Origin of the sequence: Vibrio sp. 1CM24A, assembly GCF_023161725.1 — a bacterium.
GTDB lineage: Bacteria > Pseudomonadota > Gammaproteobacteria > Enterobacterales > Vibrionaceae > Vibrio > Vibrio coralliirubri.
In genome coordinates this window covers 497,770-511,875 of record NZ_JALNTS010000001.1, presented here as the reverse complement: position 1 = coordinate 511,875, position 14,106 = coordinate 497,770, and the positions used below count along the sequence as shown (strand labels likewise).

General features: G+C 44.0%; 12 protein-coding genes. 3 read left to right on the top strand and 9 right to left on the bottom strand.

Annotated elements, in window-relative coordinates; translation table 11 throughout:
- Positions 1–136: 136 nt before the first annotated feature.
- The gene (locus MSG38_RS02205) at positions 137–490 is read left to right on the top strand and encodes a hypothetical protein (protein ID WP_017072193.1); all 354 of its coding nucleotides are present in this window, start codon (positions 137–139) and stop codon (positions 488–490) included.
- A gap of 194 nt (positions 491–684) precedes the next feature.
- On the opposite strand, the gene MSG38_RS02200 is transcribed toward MSG38_RS02205, so the two are convergent.
- The 5 genes from MSG38_RS02200 to MSG38_RS02180 form a co-directional block, all read right to left on the bottom strand.
- Positions 685–1,581 carry a sigma-70 family RNA polymerase sigma factor gene (locus MSG38_RS02200; RefSeq protein WP_050620843.1) on the bottom strand — a complete coding sequence of 299 codons (897 nt, stop codon included), beginning with the start codon at positions 1,579–1,581 and terminating at the stop codon, positions 685–687.
- Positions 1,582–1,993: 412 nt separating this feature from the next.
- On the bottom strand, positions 1,994–2,326 hold the full coding sequence (locus tag MSG38_RS02195) for an Hpt domain-containing protein (protein ID WP_048660260.1): 333 nt from the start codon (positions 2,324–2,326) through the stop codon (positions 1,994–1,996).
- A complete protein-coding gene (locus tag MSG38_RS02190; protein WP_248400887.1) occupies positions 2,320–3,909 on the bottom strand; it encodes a response regulator in 1,590 nt (529 codons plus the stop codon). Before MSG38_RS02190 ends, MSG38_RS02195 begins: the two co-directional genes overlap by 7 nt.
- Positions 3,910–4,185: 276 nt before the next feature.
- Complete coding sequence (locus MSG38_RS02185; RefSeq protein ID WP_248400886.1) at positions 4,186–5,736, bottom strand: DHA2 family efflux MFS transporter permease subunit; 1,551 nt, start codon at positions 5,734–5,736, stop codon at positions 4,186–4,188.
- 3 nt (positions 5,737–5,739) lie between these two features.
- Entirely contained in the window at positions 5,740–6,804 is a 1,065-nt protein-coding gene (locus tag MSG38_RS02180; protein ID WP_017066726.1) for an HlyD family secretion protein, read from the bottom strand.
- 128 nt (positions 6,805–6,932) lie between these two features.
- Between MSG38_RS02180 and MSG38_RS02175 the strand changes: the two genes are divergently transcribed.
- Entirely contained in the window at positions 6,933–7,835 is a 903-nt protein-coding gene (locus tag MSG38_RS02175; RefSeq protein WP_050650481.1) for a LysR family transcriptional regulator, read from the top strand.
- 68 nt (positions 7,836–7,903) lie between these two features.
- On the opposite strand, the gene MSG38_RS02170 is transcribed toward MSG38_RS02175, so the two are convergent.
- From MSG38_RS02170 to MSG38_RS02155, 4 genes are all read right to left on the bottom strand, one after another.
- On the bottom strand, positions 7,904–10,327 hold the full coding sequence (locus tag MSG38_RS02170; protein ID WP_248400885.1) for a glycoside hydrolase: 2,424 nt from the start codon (positions 10,325–10,327) through the stop codon (positions 7,904–7,906).
- A 102-nt stretch (positions 10,328–10,429) separates the two neighbouring features.
- The gene (locus MSG38_RS02165) at positions 10,430–11,242 is read right to left on the bottom strand and encodes a DUF2861 family protein (RefSeq protein ID WP_248400884.1); all 813 of its coding nucleotides are present in this window, start codon (positions 11,240–11,242) and stop codon (positions 10,430–10,432) included.
- On the bottom strand, positions 11,242–11,889 hold the full coding sequence (locus MSG38_RS02160) for a response regulator transcription factor (protein ID WP_248400883.1): 648 nt from the start codon (positions 11,887–11,889) through the stop codon (positions 11,242–11,244). The genes MSG38_RS02165 and MSG38_RS02160 overlap by 1 nt, the downstream gene beginning before the upstream one ends.
- Positions 11,867–13,276 (bottom strand): DUF3404 domain-containing protein, encoded by a 1,410-nt coding sequence (locus MSG38_RS02155; RefSeq protein WP_248400882.1) that lies wholly within the window; start codon positions 13,274–13,276, stop codon positions 11,867–11,869. The genes MSG38_RS02160 and MSG38_RS02155 overlap by 23 nt, the downstream gene beginning before the upstream one ends.
- A gap of 243 nt (positions 13,277–13,519) precedes the next feature.
- Here MSG38_RS02155 and MSG38_RS02150 point away from each other — a divergent pair, with 243 nt between their 5' ends.
- Positions 13,520–14,053: a YbhB/YbcL family Raf kinase inhibitor-like protein gene (locus MSG38_RS02150; protein ID WP_248400881.1), complete on the top strand. Its 534-nt coding sequence runs from the start codon at positions 13,520–13,522 to the stop codon at positions 14,051–14,053.
- Positions 14,054–14,106 lie beyond the last annotated feature (53 nt).

The window sequence follows — 14,106 nt, the reverse complement described above, 5'->3', positions numbered from 1 at the left end:
TGAGCAAAGCCATGTAGAGTGACCTTTGCATGGCTTTCTTATTTGTCGCTGAGATTCATTCTTTGGCTTCAAAAAACTTGAGAATCCACAAGAATGTTCTTAGTTATTATAGAGAGAGTTGAAAAGGAGTGAGGGCATGTATCGTTATGTCAGTTCACCGCAAGCGTCGAAGTACATAGTGCCGCCACCTCAACATCGAGAGTTGTCGAGTGTGGATGTGCCTGAGTCCGAATTGGAGATGCGAGAAATATTGAATAATTGGTTTGCTGATGGTTTAGCACCCATTATTGAAAGTGAAGATGACTACATCTCTGCGAGCGATCACGTTCGATTCGAAAAGCTTAGCCGCACCGTTGGGATGTTGTTGAGAAACAAAGATTATTATTTTGCGGCCAAACGGATTTTATCAGTGTGGGAACAAGATTGTCTTGAAACCACTTATATCAATTATCTCATTTTGCGCAGTGAGCGAGTCACTTCTCTAAGGTAAGTTAATGCTTTGGTACTTGTAATTAGCCATTAGCCATTAGCCATTAGCCATTAGCGACTTAGGGTTCGTGTGCTTACGATCTTTTTGTTTTTCTAGCAAATCAGGCAAACAAAAAGGGCAAGCTTTGAGGCTCACCCTTAAGGATCTTTGTTTTACTTACGTTATTTTCAACTAATTCTCAACTGGGTTACGACTTACACCCAACCATCAAATTTGAGTCGTTTTTGAATTCTCTCGACCGCTTCTTTCTGCATTTGTCTAACACGTTCATTAGAAACATTCACATCCAACATTTGTCCGACCTCAGACAGCGTTTTCACGTTGTTATCAAAGAAACCAAAACGGTGGATTAGCACCTTTTGTAATTTTGGAGGAAGTGTATGGATGATTTGTTCTAGAGCTTGGGTAAAGGATTGATCTTCACAATCTTGCTGAGGGTCGGGGATATATTCACTTTCGCATTGATCAAGCACCATAGGCGCATGGCTAGTTCCAACCGTTGTCGTCACGTCAATAAACCCGCTTAACGCCACCAGTTGATCGACGCGTTTGGCCTTAACACCTGAACTGTCTGATAGCTCAGAAATTGAAACCTCTTTACTCATTTTTTTGCTTACATCGAGCTTTTTTGAGGCGAGGCTGTTTATTTCTTTACATACGTGGGCTGGCAATCGAACGGTTCGACCCGTGTTCATGAGTGCGGCTTCAATGTTTTCGCGTATCCACCACACAGCGTAGGTTGAAAAACGATAACCTGGTTCTGGATCGTATTTGTCGATGGCTTTAATTAAGCCAATGTTGCCTTCCTCGATCAGGTCGAGCAGGGTGAAATTATTGCCTTTACGCTTTAGGTAACTCTTTGCGATTTTCACAACAAGGCGCAGGTTTGATTCGATCATAACATCACGCGCTTTTTTATCACCCGCGCGATTCAATTTTGCGTAATACACTTCATCTTCACGCGACAGCAGATCAATGCCAACAATATCTTTCAGATAATGAGCATAAGGGTCTGCACTCGTAGAAAATGATTCGGTAATGGGTGTTTCATCCGTGAGCCCCTGAAACGCAGCAAAACTATCGTTGTTCATTTCCTTGTCCTTATCTAGCCGACTGAACGTTTTATTTTATTATTATGCCACCAAGTGATTAACGCTTGGTTTCATTAGAGTGTAGATAACAGTTTCTTCTTTACCAATAAATAAAATGCAATTTCGTATGTTTATGTCACAAAAAGATCTACAAATATTTAACTATTTTGCATCTCATCCAGTGTGTTGGTTTTTCATTTAAAACATCAAGATGACTGGTTTATAAAGCATGTGTTATGCATTGCTTTGTCTAGATAAATACTGTGAATTTATAGGTGTGGGTTAGATCTATAATTGAGAGGGGGTATGATGAAAAAAATGGCAAGAGTCGAGGTTCAATGTTTCCAAGTACCTCAACTCTTTTAGCTGTATCGGCTATTAAGTATCGCCACGCACGTCTTAATTCTATCGACTAATAAGTGCTAAGAACCTCATCAATTTGTTGATTAATGATCTTCATTTCGCTGTAGATAACCGAAAGATCATCAGCTTGCGGCGCAAGCTTATTGAGTGTGTTTTGTTCTACTCTTTCTAATGCAACAGTCGCCGTTTCTTCCCCAAAACTGGCTAAGATGCCTTTTAAGGTGTGCACAGTAAAATGAAGCTTGCCCCAATCTTGTTGTTGAACCAACTCTTCGATTTCTTGTAGCGAATTGCCATGGTCTTCTTGATATGTAGACAAAACGGCGTAAATGACTTCTCTGTCGTTGTCTAAATAGGCGTTTAAAGCATCAAAGTCTAGCATGTGGACTCCTGTCGGCTGCATGTTGAAAATGGGCTAGGCGGCTTAGTGGAAAAACCATACCGTGATGAATCACTAATCCATTGGTTCCATTTTGGAGGAAGTTCTAATTGTAAGATTTCTTCTAAATAGTCGTCGCTAAGTTTCTCATCTATATGAGCTTTATGGACGGCATATATATAGTCAAGTTTGGCGGCAACTGAATATGGGTAACTGTGAATATAGTCCTTTAATTCCTGGATCGACCCAAAGTTTTCAATGTTTATACACGTTGAAGGGTCGACATTTTTGGACTCAAGTTTGTGACTTACTGCTTCTCCCCGAGATTTTAGGCATTCCACTGCTAAGTGATAAAGAGAGTACTCACCAAAGTGGACGAGCAGTGGTAATAGTTGAGCGAGCAAGTAAGTCGGTTGGCTGTGGAAATTATTCGCTAACAGGGTCGAAGCTCTAATCACTTTTTTGTGGGCAACCTGAGGGCTATTTTCGATGAGCAATATGCTGCTCTGAAATAGGGCAAGGCTGGCCAAAACTTGCTGCTGTTGTTTTACCGGAAGTTTCAGGTTTACCAACTCAGTGAATTGGTTGGCGTGCTCAAGCAAAATACGTTTGTACTTTAGCTGCGTCTCGCGCTGATACGTTGCTTTTAACGAATTAAAGTGCGCACCAATGGAATGGATGACATCAATATCAGCAGCTGAAATGTGGGTAGCATACATTTCACCTAACTTTATGATCATATGTGTGTTATCTGCGTTCTCAGCTAAGTCGATGGCCCTGATTGCACGATGGCTTATACTCGGTGTCATCTCAAATGCACGAATCGCTAATTTAAGAGCAGGCAGCAGCATTTTGTGTTTTTCATAGATACAGCTTAAGCAATCAATAACGCTCAATGAGAGTGGCTGCGCTATCAGAAAATTGTGGAGCTTATCTATGGCTAAATTGGGCTTGCCTAAGCTGTCGAGAATGAGCGCCTCAGCCACCAATTTGGTTGGGTGCATGTTGGTTTTCGAGTTGTTAATGACGCTAGAGAGTAACTGCCATTTCTTACCGGCAATTAAATGTTCAATCAATGTCGCCTCGAACTGGACGCTAGTGCCATTAGGGGAGATTGCCAAAGCTTGAGTTAATCTCTCTTGACTGGCAATTGGATATAAATCATTCAGTTGCGTGAGCTTCTTCGAAACGGACACGGCACTTTGGATCTTTTTACCCAACGTTTGAGTATTAATCGGTTTAGAAACGAAGTGGTGTGCTTCACCTGAAAGGGCGGTTAATACTGTTTCCTGACGCATATCCCCAGAGAGTAAGATTGTTGCCACAGTATGGTCTATCAGGCGATTTCGATACAGAATACCCAACAGCTCAAAGCCAGTAAAAGACTGTTCTAAGTGGTAGTCAATGAGGAGTACATGAAAAGAGTGCGTCTCGACCGCTTTAATGGCTTTTCGATAGTCGGTCGCAATAAAGATGCAATCATGTGAAATGCCCAAGCTCGAGAGTTGCTGCTTTATAAGAATAGTTGCACTCTTGGAGTCGTCGACAATTAAAACTCGTAGGTCAGGTGGTAAGGTCAAATCCATTTTCCTCAATACCAAATGTTATTTTTAATCTAGGTGTCAAGTTGCACATTGTCAAGGTGCCTATATCACATACAAACACTCAATAAACTATTGGTAATTAAAACATTTATGAAATCCTTCAAACGGAGGTTACTTTTACCTGATTTTTGTGGGGTTATACGTGTTTTAGAAATAAAAAAGAGGCAAGCCGATAAGCTCACCTCTCTGTTTTATTAATCGAGTTTTTATTCGAAATGGTTTTATTTGCCTGAAGCTTTATTTACTGAAACTCCTGCGCTAATCACGCATGTTTAGAATCAAGACTGCGGCTAGGGCCAAGAACGCTGTCATCATTAAGAACACATCGTTGTAAGCCATGATCGCAGCGTCACGTTGCATTGTGCCGAGCAAGGTTGCTTGCGCTTGTTGCATCGCCGTTGCCGCATCACTTCCTGACTGAATGAAAAACGCTTGTTGTTGCTGAAGCGTCTGCCAACCAAGTTGATTCACGGAAGGTAACGATTCCTTGATGTGTGCCAAGTGCTCACGGGTTTTGTTATCCAATAGCGTAGCGATAATCGCGATGCTGAAAGCACCACCTAAGTTTCGCATCACGTTGGTTAACGTTGATGCGTCTGGTGTATCCATTTTACTGATGTTTTTCATGGCAACCAAAGACAGCGGAACCATGATGAACGGACTACCAATAGCACGCAGAACCATGGATAAAATCAGCTGTTGTCCGCCAAAATCGATTGTCATGTGTGTATTTACGTAACAACTAAAACCGAACATCGCGAAGCCAAAGGTAACCAAGTACTTAGGCTTAATAATCTGTGTTAGCTTAGGCACAATTGGGAATATCAGAAGCTGTGGGAAACCCATCCACATTAATACTTCACCAATTTCCATCGCGTTATATTGCTGAATTTGAGTGAGATACATCGGCAGAACATAGATAGAGCCAAGCAACGCCATCCCTAGAATCAAATAGGCGATACAGGACATCGCAAACTGCCCATCCCGCAATAGCCGCAGGTTAACCAATGGCTTCTTGTGTTGAAGTTCGTTTATCACGAAGTAAACCAAACTCACAGCAGAGACGATACTCAAGCCAACAATAAAGCTCGAACTGAACCACTCTTCACGGTTACCTTCTTCTAGTACCACTTCCAAACAACCTAGCCCTAATGCCATGGTGGCGATACCAAACCAGTCTGCTTTTTTAAGCGTGCCAAGGTCGAGCTTTTCATCGTCCAAGCCATATCTGATCATGGTGATCACGAGCAAAGCAGGCGGAATATTGATGTAGAAAATATAGTGCCACGAGAAGTTCTCCGTCAGCCAACCACCAAAGGTAGGGCCGATCGATGGAGCAAAGGTCGCGGTTACGCCAAACAGTGCCATACCCACAGCACGTTTGTTAACAGGTAATAACTGAATCACTAACGAGAAAGCAAGCGGGATTAAAGCACCACCACTGAAGCCTTGCATCGCGCGGAATACAATCATCGAGGTCATGTTCCAAGAAAACGAACACAACAAAGATGAAATGGTGAAAATGGCCGTCGTCCAGGTGATATAACGGCGCTTACCGAGCGCTTTAGAAAGCCAACCACTGAGTGGGATAGCGATCATTTCTGCGACTAGGTAAGACGTAGAGATCCACGAGCTTTCATCCAAGGTGGCTGATAGCGCACCTTGAATATCTTTGAGAGACGAGTTGGTGATCTGAATATCCAAGATCGCCATAAACGCGCCAATCAAGCCGCCAAATAGGGCGATCCAATGGCGTCTCGAAACCTCGTCATCATCATTAGTTTGGGTGACAACACCAGCGTTACTCATGGTCTAGCCTCGTTTATCGATGGTCGCTACCACAGACAAACCAGGGAGCAGTCGACCTTTCAACTCTTGCTGATCTGGAATCGTAATTTTCACCGGAACACGTTGAACGATTTTAGTGAAGTTACCGGTCGCGTTTTCTGGTGGTAAGAGCGCAAACTTAGCGCCAGTCGCAGGGGAGAAGCTGTCTACTACACCTTCAAGCGGCTGCCCCGGGAACGCATCCAGCTCTACTTCAACCGTCTGACCTTTGTGAATACCACTTAGCTGTGTCTCTTTGAAGTTGGCTTCAATCCACACTTGGTTGTTTGGTACCAAGCTCATAAGTGGTGCGCCTGCTTGAATCAGCAAGCCTTCACGTACGCTGCGTTTACCAATCACACCATCTGCTGGCGCGTAAACCTTGGTGTAATCAAGGTTAAGTTGTGCTTGATCTCTTTGGGCTTGAGCTTCGGTCACTGATGCGTTTGCTTGCTCAATCTCACTAGCGATAACGGTTAATTGATCATTGGTTGCAACGAGGTTTGCTTTTGCTTCTTCTAAATCTGCCTGAGTCACTTTTTGTTGTGCGACCATGCTGTCGACTTCATCTTGAGATGCGTAGTTACGTTTTAGTAAGCTACGAGAACGTACCACTTGTTGAATCGCACGTTCGTATTCAGCTTGTGCAGAATCAACGCGGCTCTCTGCTTGATTAATTTTGCTACGTTGTAACGTTTGTTGTGCCACTAGATTTTTGACGTCTGATTGCACGACGCTTAAATGGGCGTTTGCTTGAGCGAGTGCTGACTGGTAATCACGGTCATCGATTTGAACCAGCAAATCACCTTCTTTAACCGATTGGTTATCACTCACGTAAGACTTAACAATATAGCCAGAGACCTTAGGGCTAATATTAGTGATGTCGCCTTGTAGGTAGGCATTGTCGGTAGATTCAAAGTACTGACCATAGCCGTACCAGTATCCAGCGCCGGCTAAACCCAATGACAGCATGATCGCAGTAGCAATAAGCGGAGCTTTTTTACGTTTTTTTGTGCTTACTGTTTGCGAAGCGTTGTTGTTCTCTGTCATTTTTTCTTTCTCATTTTGTTTTTATTTAGATGTAACGAATTGTAAATGAATTCGATTGATTGATAAGATAGGAAAAAAGGGAAACACTGTTGCAAGAATCTAACTAATAGCGCTTTGGGAGAAGTACGATGGACTTAAATGCTGTGACTGTTTTTACACAAGTTGTTGATTGTGGGAGTTTCACGCACGCAGCCGAAGCGTTGAACATGACCAAGTCGACCGTCAGCCGAAAGCTAGACGAGCTGGAACAGCACCTAGGTGTGAGGTTGATCACTCGTTCGACACGAAGTTTAGTCTTAACGCCAGAGGGGGAGCGCTTTTATCAGTCGAGTATGCAGATGCAAGAGATCATGAACCAAGCTGAGCTAGAGGTTTCAGCCAATCAGGATTTGATCCGAGGGCAGTTGAATGTTGTGTTGCCTGTCGAATTGGGGCATCAAGTATTAGCCAAATACATCCACAGCTTCCTAAAAGAGCACCCAAACGTGACTTTGAACTTAGAACTGTCGAATCGAGAAGTCGACATCATTGCGGAGGGGATCGATCTTTACGCACAAATTGGTGAGCTAGTGGACTCGAGCTTGGTTTCTCGCTACCTCACAACATCAAAGCGTGTATTGGCAGCCAGCCCTGAGTATTTAGAACAGTTCGATGAAATCTCTTCGCCCAATGATCTTAAACCGCCATTCAGAATGATTGAGGTGGTGAACAAGGCGGCGCGTTTACCCAAGTGGCATTTACAATTAGAAGGCGGAGAGTCGATTTTGATCGATCTGCCGTGTCAGTTGCGGGTGAATACCATCACGGCATGTCTAACAGCGTGTGTGGATGGGCTCGGCTTGGCAGTGCTTCCTGAATTCATTTGTCGGGAACACTTCAAGACAGGTAAGCTGATTCGTTTGTTACCTGAATATGAGATGCCGGAAGTTTCAGTAAGCCTAGTGTATGCAGACAGGCAGTTGATGCCGAAACGTAAGAAGGTCTTTATCGACTATCTACTGACTGCCTTTCAAAATAGGAAGCAAAAGTAACGGGGTAAACCTTAGCAGTTAAGTGCTTAGGCTTCCTATTATTCGTTATTGTCTAAACCGTATCGAAGCTAACTATGATCGGGCTGCCAGTCGACGACTTGCCCATTCGCCAATATAGCTTTGATCGATAGGCCAGCAATATCGATACCGTTGTGGCGAAATGCCTTGTTAGAGAAGTTGGCAATGATTGTACTCCCGTCACTGAACTTAGTTTGTTGAACATCGCCGTTTTTATCTAACCAGTCGAAATCGACTAACTGTTTATCCCATAACTGTTCGTGCATTGGTTCAAAGCCGTCTTGATAGTGTTTGAGTGCTTTGATTCTTGGGCTTGAACTTGATAAAGCTTCGTCTCTGGTCAAGTGAACCATCGAAGGCGTGTTGTACAGCATGGCGGTTAAGTCTCGATTTGCTCTCACATTAGTGAACTTGAGGCTGTCTGAATGCCAATGGTGTGTATTGATTACTTCATCATGGAAAACGGCTTGGTATAACGGAATTCGATATTGTGGCGAAAACACTAGCGACTTGTAGGGCTCTTTAACCTCGGCGGGTTTAAAGAAGAAGTCAGGCTTGTGGTCTGGGTACCAACGACCTAAGTAATAGGGAGATCGGCGATTCTCTTTCATGTCTTTATCTGTCCAGCCAAAACCAACCGTTTCTAAGCCGTGCGCAAACGCGATGCCTTTTGTTGTTAGGCTGTTGCCGTCTTCAGATCCTAATACTAACGATGGTTGCTCGCTTAGCCACTGCATTCGGTTGTTGAAGGCAGAAAGCATGTCCGACTCGTTTGTATTGCCATTTCCATTGCTGTAGCTATGACTATTGATATGATTGTCCATAGAGCCGCTGTAATCTTCACGTGCCATGGCGGTTGCATCAACATCTAAGAACAAGCTGTTGAAGTTGCCGAATCTCATAATGTCTTGAGCGCGCTGTTTTACGTAATCTAAATGGCAACTCGGATTAAGATAGAATCCGTTACCTCGAAACCCTTTTTTTAGGCTGTCATCCGCTAGTTCAATGGCACAACTCTGACGCATTGGCTCTGGTAATTGAGCGGTTAGCCAGTTGTCATTGAGCTTCGCAGGAATGGCGGTGTTGTAGGAATCGTAAGTACCGACCAGATATCCGGACTGTTTTGCCATAGCCACGGCGTTAGGTTGATAGAATGCTGGCGTCCAATTATCGAATCCTAGCCACAGTTTGTTTAAACCTGCCTTATTTAGATTGGCGACCATATCTGAAGACAACGCTTGTCCCCAAGTGTCTGACGAGTTTAGGTAGGGGGAGGCGTGTTCAACCAACCAATTTTTCTTATTCTGCACTGCCACGTATTGAGCTTTAATCGTGTTGTTTTCGAGTGTCGGATTACCGATTGGAAATAACACCTGCAACGACTGGCTAATAGAGTCCAACAATAACTGTTTGTGGTACTGACTGAACCAATCTTTACCCTTGGAGAGTGATGAAAGCTCTCTTTTTGCTTCCTTGGAAACGTTGAGTTTAGAGCCCTTTAGATACCAGCTTTTCAATCCCCACCAGTCGCTTACATCTTGGACGCTTAGTGGATCTTTGCCAAACAAATAAACGTGGCTCGCGCCGATTAGCTTACTCACATCTGGATTGCGTTTTTGTTTAGCAACCAGTGTTTCAGAAAGGGCATTTTCGATGCGCCAATCGCGGTAGTGTTTCGCTCCATCTAACCACGAATCTCCAAGGGTGATACGTACAATAAAAGGCTGTGATTGATTGAGCATCGTAAATTGGTGTGATGCCTTCATATCAATTTTGGCCTTTGAATGAGATGAGGTATCAGAGGATGCCTCTGAAAAGAGCAGTTGATTATTGGTTGCATTAACCATTTGATAGCTAATGAAATGATTGTTTTGCTGTACCGTCCAAAAAGGCATCTTTAAGTCTTGAGTAGTGTTGCTTCCAGAATGGTTGCCGACGAGATAACTTGCCCAAAGTTTGTTGTCAGTAGGCACGCGCATGCCTTCACTAAACGGAAGAAATAGTGTCTGAGTTTGTTGTTCTGCAAGATCAAACCACGTCAACTCGATGGGATCGTTTCGCTTCACCTGAATATTTGAAGGCAAGCTGAACTGAAAAGTGAGCTGGTCTTGATTAAGCTCTGCCTCAACGTTTATCCCGCTGGGTACTAAGGTCCAAGTGGCGATTTTTGCTGAGTCAGATTTATCGGAAAAGCCAATAACCAGATTGGTCGCTTTCTGTGGTTTACTATCAACAGTGAGAGCAGCGCTGTTAACGCTTAAGCCGTTCCAATCTATCTCTAGAGTATTCGATGATATAGAGACGGTATTGCTGCTAGTGGCGTTAGCGTTGTCGCGAATACTGCTGCCGCTAACGCTGCTATTACTGGTGAGCGTTATTTGACTCGCTTGTGCGTTGGATGAAAACAGACAAGCTGTTGTTAGAGCCACAATGGCACAAGTAGAAAGATTGAGTGGGTGACGTACGCTGAGCATATCTAGATTCCGTAAAGGGTAAGTACGGTTATTACACCTAAGTAGCGCTAGTGCTTTGTCACCTATATGTCTCTATTTTCTGTTTGGCTTTAGTGTGTTCCATTAGAAAGGCACGGCGACGCGTTGCACATATTGGACTTCAATAGCGCCTTGGTATTCAAACATTTCAACCGAGGCACTTAAGTGCTTGGCTTTGGTTCCAAGTGGACTTTCTGTGGGTACGGGTGCTTGCGCTGTTTTGATTGGCACTTTGTAACCCAGCAGGTTGTAGTCTTCATCAAACCATTGCCAACTCACATTAGCGTCAGGGCAGTTGTCGATCACCTTTGGAGGCGAGAGCACGATATGTGGTTCGCTGAGTTTATTCTCGAGCGTCAGCCATCGATTACCGTCATTTAAAGCGACAATAATAGGGTAGTGGTTTGAACCTATCTTTAGTTGATAAACACCGGATTCGGGTTTGATGAACATTTCATTGGTTTCAATCTCCTGATACTCATTGTTGTAAGTGAGTTGCCCATCGAGAAGGGCTTTACCTTTAGGCGATACCAAAGAAAGAGTTTGGGTTTCTAAGCGTTTGTTGAGTTGCTCGGCAGAGACTTTGATTTGATAACCGTGCGACGACAGGCCATAGCGTCGAATGAAGCTGACTTGGATGTGGTGTTTCGGCTCAGCACTTTGTTTTAGTGAGGTTCCACATTGAGTCTGGCTCAGTATCTCTTGTTTGACTGGCAGCCAAAGCTCACTATCGAGTGTTTGTTGATCGAGTGCGATTTGTAGCTCTTGCCACGCAACTTGAGGTTGACCATCAAGCAACGATTGATAGGTGTGCTGCAATGGCGTGTCAGTAAACCATGCCGCATGACTTGCGAGCGGCAATGTGCAGAGCAGTGCGGCTAACGAAGTAACTTTCATTATGATTCCCCGGCCAAGCGGTAACCAACGCCGCGATGTGTTTCGATATTCAATGTTGGCAGCTTCTGGCGTAAGCGCAGTATGTGATTATCAATAGTTCGGGTACTAGGAAAGGCCTGATAACCCCAAATCTTATTGAGTAACTCATCTCGGTGAAACACACGGCTTTGGTTCTGAACAAACAGTACCAATAGCTGAAACTCCTTAGGTTTCAACGTGATTGGGCTTTCATCCAGATAAGCGCTCCGTTCCGACAAGTTGATTTGGATATTTGCGTAATTTAAGAGGCTCACACCTGACGGACGAAGCTGGGTAATGACTCGAGCAAGTAATTCGTCGTTCGAAAATGGCTTAGTCACGTAATCTTTGGCTCCCGCCATTAAGCCTTCAACACGTTGTTGAACTTCTACTTTAGCGGTTAACACAATCACCGGTAGTGCTTTGAGGAGTAACCAGTTTGGAAGGTGTTGTAAGCTGTCACCATCTTCAAGCTGTCGATCCAGTATCACAAGATCGGCTCGAAACCATTGCTTACTGGCACTCTCTGAATCCTTCGCCCAAAGGCATTGGTAACCATTGGATTCAAAGAAGCTGACGAGGCCTTGTCCAAGCAGTTGGTCGTCTTCAATCAGCAGTAGGGTGTTCATAAGCAATTTCCAAAATACATCGGGTTGGGTTACGAAGAATAATGAGGCGGCCATTCGCTTGTTTCATCAAGTGTTCGACAATAGTTAGGCCAATGCCCATGTTATCCAGTTTGAGCGCTTCACTTGGCGTGACACGAGACATGAGTCGTTGTATCGGCGAAGGGAAGTGCCCCTCGTCTTGTACCTCAATAGTCAGCTTGTCTCCGAGTTCGACCTTTACCAAAACCTTACCTTTACCGTGTTGTTTGGCATTCTTGATTAGATTATCCAAGCAGATGGTTAACCAGTAATAGGGAAGGTTCAGTTCAACTTCACGCGCTTCACATTGATAAGAAATATTGTGCTTTTCACATACATGATCGAGCCACTCTTCTAATGATGCATTTTGCTTTAACAAAGGCTCTGACTGATCCGAACTTAGGTACACTTTGCTGTTTTCGGTGAGCTGAGAGAGCCTTTGATAGTCAGATATTAAACGCCAAACCGCACTTTGAGTTTCATCCGAAAAGTCATCGTAGCGATTTCTGAACATCTCGACGGTTAAGCCTAGGCTAGTAATGGGTGTGCGCAGTTCATGAGTAAGAAGCTGTAAGACAAACTGCCTCTCTTTTCGTTGTTTTGTTCTTAGGTATAAGACTCTAGCGAGGCCAGAAAGCAACGTTAACAGCAATGAAAATATCAAGGTTTTCATGATCAGGTTGTCATTGCTAGGCTCGCTTAAACACACGTTGCTGTAACGAAAAGTACAGGTTTCACCTGCCAAAGATACCTCTTGTTGCTCTGCGATAGGTTGCCAAACATCTAAGGGAATGGCTTTCCAGCCTTGTTCGCCACTTAACCAAAGCACATCATCTTGTTGCCAAGCGCGGTATCCATTGAGCAATGCCTCTCTGCCTTGAGCAGTTAGCGCTTCTAGCTTTGTATATAGAGGGTGCTGTGGGTTGGTAATGCTCAAAAACGGGCGTATTTGCTCGCTTACGTCTGGGTAAGCTGCTAAATAACGATCAGCAAAACTGCCACCGGCAGGGTGTCGTTTGGAGTGTGCAGCAAACCAAATCGAATCCAATGTTTGTTGCTGACACAAAGCGAGCTCAAACTCGATGGCGTCATGTAATGAAGGGTTATTGCTTTCAATCGTTCGGCAGCGATCTTGTATTGACGCTAACGCTGCGATGTCGTCCCAACTGAATTGGTTGAAATCAGGATAGCGGCTACGTTCATGAAGCAGAACTTTCGGATATTGAGCCAACTCTTGTTGAGATACTAAGATTGGAGATGATTGCCAGCTCAGTTGATACAGAGTTTGCCACTTATCTTGCAAACTTTGGGCATTGGCTAGAGTTGGGAGCCAAAAGATCAAGCAAAGAGCTAATGTAAACCTGCGCATCCAATCATTCTCGTTAAAAGTCGTGGGGCGAGTCTAAAGAGTTTTGGGTGCGATTTGTAACCTGAATGTCAACAAGTGTTCCTTTAACAACAAATTGTCGAGTGGGTCATGCTTTTAAATAATAAAGTAAAAATACAGTAAGTATCATTTGTTTGAAGTAAATTAGATAATTATGTACTTACTGTCGTTATTGGGCGAATCGAGAGGACTATACTGGGCTCATACCTAATAAGAGGAACCATTATGAAACTCATCATCAAATCAGTATTGGCAATCAGTGTTTTGGCTGCAGGCTCTGCTCAGGCGTTCGAATTAACCAGCAACGATATTCAAGAAGGTCACCCAATGGCGAAGACTTTTGAATACTCTAGTTGGGGTTGTGACGGCGATAATCAATCACCACAATTGATGTGGAAAGATGCACCAGCAGGCACCAAAAGCTTTGCTATCACAGCTTATGATCCAGATGCACCGACTGAAAGTGGCTTCTGGCATTGGGTTGCGTTTGATATCCCTGCAACTGTGAACGAGCTACCTCGCGGTGTCGACATCTCTAAAGTCGGTGGCAAAGAAGGTCGCATTGATTACGGTACAGTTGGCTACGGTGGCGTTTGTCCTCCAGAAAAAGATGGCATGCACCGTTACCAGTTCACGGTTTGGGCATTACCAACGGACAAACTTAGCCTCGACGAAAATACGCCATCGGCAGTGGTTGGGTTCACGTTGAACAGTATGGCTTTAGACAAAGCGAAACTGACCGCAACTTATACACGTTAATAGCTTGTGTACGTTAAAAGTTTATACACGTACATAATAAGTAAACAAGGGGA

Excerpts from the sequence above, each read along its gene's own strand:
- MSG38_RS02165 (WP_248400884.1), bottom strand. The coding sequence starts at position 11,242 with ATGAAAGTTACTTCGTTAGCCGCACTGCTCTGCACATTGCCGCTCGCA.
- MSG38_RS02205 (WP_017072193.1), top strand. The coding sequence starts at position 137 with ATGTATCGTTATGTCAGTTCACCGCAAGCGTCGAAGTACATAGTGCCG.
- MSG38_RS02200 (WP_050620843.1), bottom strand. The coding sequence starts at position 1,581 with ATGAACAACGATAGTTTTGCTGCGTTTCAGGGGCTCACGGATGAAACA.
- MSG38_RS02155 (WP_248400882.1), bottom strand. The coding sequence starts at position 13,276 with ATGCGCAGGTTTACATTAGCTCTTTGCTTGATCTTTTGGCTCCCAACT.
- MSG38_RS02185 (WP_248400886.1), bottom strand. The coding sequence starts at position 5,736 with ATGAGTAACGCTGGTGTTGTCACCCAAACTAATGATGATGACGAGGTT.
- MSG38_RS02175 (WP_050650481.1), top strand. The coding sequence starts at position 6,933 with ATGGACTTAAATGCTGTGACTGTTTTTACACAAGTTGTTGATTGTGGG.
- MSG38_RS02180 (WP_017066726.1), bottom strand. The coding sequence starts at position 6,804 with ATGACAGAGAACAACAACGCTTCGCAAACAGTAAGCACAAAAAAACGT.
- MSG38_RS02190 (WP_248400887.1), bottom strand. The coding sequence starts at position 3,909 with ATGGATTTGACCTTACCACCTGACCTACGAGTTTTAATTGTCGACGAC.
- MSG38_RS02170 (WP_248400885.1), bottom strand. The coding sequence starts at position 10,327 with ATGCTCAGCGTACGTCACCCACTCAATCTTTCTACTTGTGCCATTGTG.
- MSG38_RS02195 (WP_048660260.1), bottom strand. The coding sequence starts at position 2,326 with ATGCTAGACTTTGATGCTTTAAACGCCTATTTAGACAACGACAGAGAA.
- MSG38_RS02160 (WP_248400883.1), bottom strand. The coding sequence starts at position 11,889 with ATGAACACCCTACTGCTGATTGAAGACGACCAACTGCTTGGACAAGGC.
- MSG38_RS02150 (WP_248400881.1), top strand. The coding sequence starts at position 13,520 with ATGAAACTCATCATCAAATCAGTATTGGCAATCAGTGTTTTGGCTGCA.